Source organism: Victivallis lenta, assembly GCF_009695545.1.
Lineage (GTDB): Bacteria > Verrucomicrobiota > Lentisphaeria > Victivallales > Victivallaceae > Victivallis > Victivallis lenta.
The window spans coordinates 1-3948 of record NZ_VUNS01000064.1; the positions used below are offsets into that span (position 1 = coordinate 1).

4 protein-coding genes and 1 pseudogene are annotated in these 3948 nt (G+C 44.7%); 1 reads left to right on the forward strand and 4 read right to left on the reverse strand.

What is annotated here, in order from left to right:
* Positions 1 to 312: 312 nt before the first annotated feature.
* Both FYJ85_RS22735 and FYJ85_RS22740 read right to left on the reverse strand, forming a co-directional pair.
* Positions 313 to 519 carry a hypothetical protein gene (locus FYJ85_RS22735; RefSeq protein ID WP_154420970.1) on the reverse strand — a complete coding sequence of 69 codons (207 nt, stop codon included), beginning with the start codon at positions 517 to 519 and terminating at the stop codon, positions 313 to 315.
* 184 nt (positions 520 to 703) lie between these two features.
* Entirely contained in the window at positions 704 to 1906 is a 1203-nt protein-coding gene (locus FYJ85_RS22740; RefSeq protein ID WP_154420971.1) for an IS256 family transposase, read from the reverse strand.
* A 121-nt stretch (positions 1907 to 2027) separates the two neighbouring features.
* On the opposite strand from FYJ85_RS22740, the pseudogene FYJ85_RS22745 reads away from it, so the two are divergent.
* Positions 2028 to 2219: pseudogene (locus tag FYJ85_RS22745) on the forward strand (integrase core domain-containing protein); the annotation flags it as partial.
* A gap of 42 nt (positions 2220 to 2261) precedes the next feature.
* Here the strand turns inward: FYJ85_RS22745 and FYJ85_RS22750 are convergent.
* Positions 2262 to 3095, reverse strand: coding sequence for a peptidase associated/transthyretin-like domain-containing protein (locus FYJ85_RS22750; RefSeq protein ID WP_154420972.1), 834 nt, complete (start codon positions 3093 to 3095; stop codon positions 2262 to 2264).
* Positions 3096 to 3145: 50 nt separating this feature from the next.
* Positions 3146 to 3811, reverse strand: coding sequence for a peptidase associated/transthyretin-like domain-containing protein (locus FYJ85_RS22755; RefSeq protein ID WP_154420973.1), 666 nt, complete (start codon positions 3809 to 3811; stop codon positions 3146 to 3148).
* Positions 3812 to 3948: the final 137 nt, after the last annotated feature.

Here is a 3948-nt window from a genome sequence, read left to right on the forward strand (position 1 = left end):
TGGCGAAGAGGCGAATTACCTCCCGTGTTTTGGCTTCAGAAATATGAGAACGAATTATATACTTGTTAATCATATGAATCACAATACTTTACCTTGTTGATTTTACAAGCTTAAAGTGTCATGAACCAATATATATGTTATAATTGTTTTCGCTGTCGTTTCCGGACCACAGCGCTTTATATCAAAAAGCAATAATAGAATCATTGCAATCTCAAGGATACCCAAGAAAGTAAGAACCAAGCTAATGTGATCCATTTTAAACTGATTTATCGATTTCATATGATCATCCTTTTGTGTTTTATTACTAATATTTTACGCCTGGCCACCTTCCTCCTCCTGCTGAACCGGAGGTCCATCTTGTGGGTATAATTTATCAATTTCATCAGTTGAAGTGTCATTAGGAGAGTTTTCTCTGTCATATTTTTCAGGTGTAGGCATTTCCTCATATAATTTTTCAGCAGAAGCGCACGGATCATATTGGGATGTATCATAAACGGCAATTCCTCCCCCCAATGACATAATTCCCACACCCGCAAGTGCAAGCGGGACATTACCTGATAAAACACCTGCGCCAGCAAGGATCCCTCCGACAATACTTGCAATAATCCCTCCTACTGTTCTGCCAGAAAGGTAGTATCCGAAGTTTTGCGCACATTTGTTTCTGAGAGATTACAGATGCCAAACGCTAGTTGGCTCCGCCTTTTTACCTTATACTGCCTTCGTAAAGTTTGCAAGTATTTATATATTGGCGTGTGCCCCATTTCGTCGTGGAAATATGCCTTAACCTGGCCCCGACCAGCATCATCGCCGAGTACCCATCCGGAAAGCTGCCGACAACCCGAGTTCGGTGACGAATCTCTTTCATAATGCGTTCGAGACCGTTATTCGTCCGCAATCGGCTCCAGTGCTCATACGGGAAGTCCATATAAGACAACGTTTCATCCACGCTGGTTTCTACAAAACTTGCGATCCGTTCCAGTTTCATGGCGCGCAATTTTTCGGACACAAGAGCGGCTTTCTGCCGGGCAGCCGCTTTATCTTCTTGAGCATGAATTGCCTTAAGCATCGCTACAACTTCGCGAAGATGTTTCCACGGACACATGGTGAAAGCATTTCGATACCAGTGTACAATGCACCGTTGCCACTTTGCTGCGGGAAAGAAATCTCCAATAATCTCATACAACCCCAGACATTTATCCGAAACGATCAGCCTTACGCCTTTGAGTCCACGTTCTTTCAAGTAACGCAGGAAGTTGCTCCAGGATTCTTTGTCTTCACGGCTGCCTTCCGCAACGCCGAGTATTTCACGGTATCCCTCATCGTTCACTCCGACCGCAACCAGAACAGAAACGTTCTGAACCTCACCGCCCCAACTTCGTTTCAAATAGACTCCATCCACGAAAATGTATGGATGCTCTCCATGAATCGGTTGCATACGCCATTCTTCGATCTTCCCGTATATCTTTTGATTTAATTCGCTTACCGTGCTGGAACCGACTTTCGCTCCCCACAAGGCTTCAGTAATATCCTCCACGCGCCGGACAGACACTCCCGCCAGATACATCTCAATCAAGGCTTCTTCAACACTGCTTTGCTTTGTCTTATAACGCTCAATAATCTGTGTTTCAAACGGCAACGTTCGTAAACGCGGAACCTGAAGCTCCACTTCGCCTGCCTTCGTCAAAAGCTTGCGCTTGTAGCTTCCTGCCCGTGTATCCTGCCGATCCGGACTGCGCTGATACCTCGATGCCTGACAAATCGCGTCGGCTTCCGCATTCAACAACGCATTCAACGTATCCTCGACGGACTGCCGAACCAGTCCGTCAAGATGCGTCCGAATCTCTTTTTCATCAATTTTGATCGCTCCGGAGATTGCCTTTTCGTTTTCTTGCGCTAGATTTTCCATGGCCTGTTTTCCTTTCGATTGATTGTTGTGTGATGACTGTAATCAATCAGAAAACAGGCTCTTTTTCAAGCTGCCTCATTTTCAAATGTGCGCAATTTTCCGGACGTTATCGATCACTTTTCGTAAGAAAATATACGACTCCATTGAAATGCTGCAGAAAGATCTCGATGAGTGGATGCAGGACTACAATGAAAATCGACCTCATAGCGGGAAATATTGTTACGGAAAAACGCCAAGGCAAACATTCCATGACTCATTGCTGCTTGCAAAGGAAAAAATGTTGCAGTATAGTAACAGCGTGTTAGAGCAATAGAAAATATGACAAAGCGTCAGATGATATCGTAACTTCTACATATTATTTGGCGGCTTCTTCTTGTATAGGCAGGAGGGTTATCGTAATCGGATTCTTCTGCAACTCCAATAACTGTTCTTTATTCTCAAAGTCTGCACTATATTCCTGATATTTCTTTCCTCCATAGAACAAAAAAAGTGCCCATGCCGTCAATTCTTTCGTTTCAAATTCACCGGCAGAATTGGTCGTAATATAGTCTTCTGTGGTTGCTAATCCCATGGAATAATTGATATCAATACGCTGGGTTCCACAACACAACACAATACCCGGTAGCGGCTTTCCTGTAGAATCAACGACTTTCCCGCGAACTTTCAAAGTCACATGCTGTTCTGCGGCGAGAGCCAACAATCCATCCCTTCGATGACGCCCGGCTTCCGTAGCATCCCAATCCGGCTTCTTGTCAAGAGATGCCAAATGTGCTTCCCACTCCTGAAGATACTGCGGCCAGAATTTCTGAGCCTCCTCCGAAGTATCTCGAACCGCCTCAAAAGTCAATGTCACTTTCTCTTCCGGTGTAAAAACATCCCATCTTTCCTGCTTGCCGATAATTTTTCCATCCGACTGGAAGCCTCCGGATACGTCCCGAACCCTCTTCTGTATGTACATCTGCCCCGAAAAATGCGTTCCACTCAAAGAACACTCATACTGCTCGCCTTCGAGATAGAGCATCAGTTTATTATTTATATTTTTGAAATAGATTTTTTCTACAAATTCGTTTCCATCCGGGGACTTGAGGGTCCAGATATAAGCACCTTCCAATGAGGTTTCATCGGCATACACACTTAAACCAATAATAAAAAGCAAAAGGGAAAGTAATTGTACTACAGCAATTTTCATTTATTTTACTTTACCATTTTTGTAAGCAAACTCACCTATTAGGCATCCTATTATTCGGCGGCTTCTTCTTGTATAGGCAGGAGGGTTATCGTAATCGGATTCTTCTGTAACTCCAGTAATTGTTCTTTCGTTTGATAACTGACCTGATAAGCCTGATACTTCTTACCTCCATATCTCAAGGAGAGAGCCCATGCAGTCAACTCTTTCGTTTTAAACTCACCGGCGGCATCGGTGGTAATATATTCTTCTGTAGCCGCCAACCCCATGGAATAATTGATATCAATACGCTGGGTTCCACAACGCAATACAATGCCTTCCAATGGTTTTCCTGTAGAATCAACGACTTTTCCCCGAACCGTCAAAGTTACATGCTGTTCTGCGGCGAGAGCCAACAATCCGTCCCTTCGATGACGCCCGGCTTCCGTAGCATCCCAATCCGGCTTCTTGTCAAGAGAAGCCAAATGTGCTTCCCACTCCTGAAGATACTGCGGCCAGAATTTCTGAGCCTCCTCCGAAGTATCTCGAACCGCCTCAAAAGTCAATGTCAGTTTCTCTTCCGGTGTAAAAACATCCCATCTTTCCTGCTTGCCGGTAATTTTTCCATCCGACTGAAAGTCTCCGGAGACGCCCCGAACCCTCTTCTGTATGTACATTAGCCCTGAAAAATGCGTTCCACTCAATGAACACTCATACTGCTCACCCTCGAGATAGAGCATCAGTTTATTATTTTTGGGTCTTCACGGGAATTTGTGGGTAAATCAGCGTGAGATACATCAGAACCCGTCGTCAGTCAAGCGGCAATCCGGCATAACCGCTCCCGTTGGTCGCTTTTATTCCGTTTGCCGTTTGACAG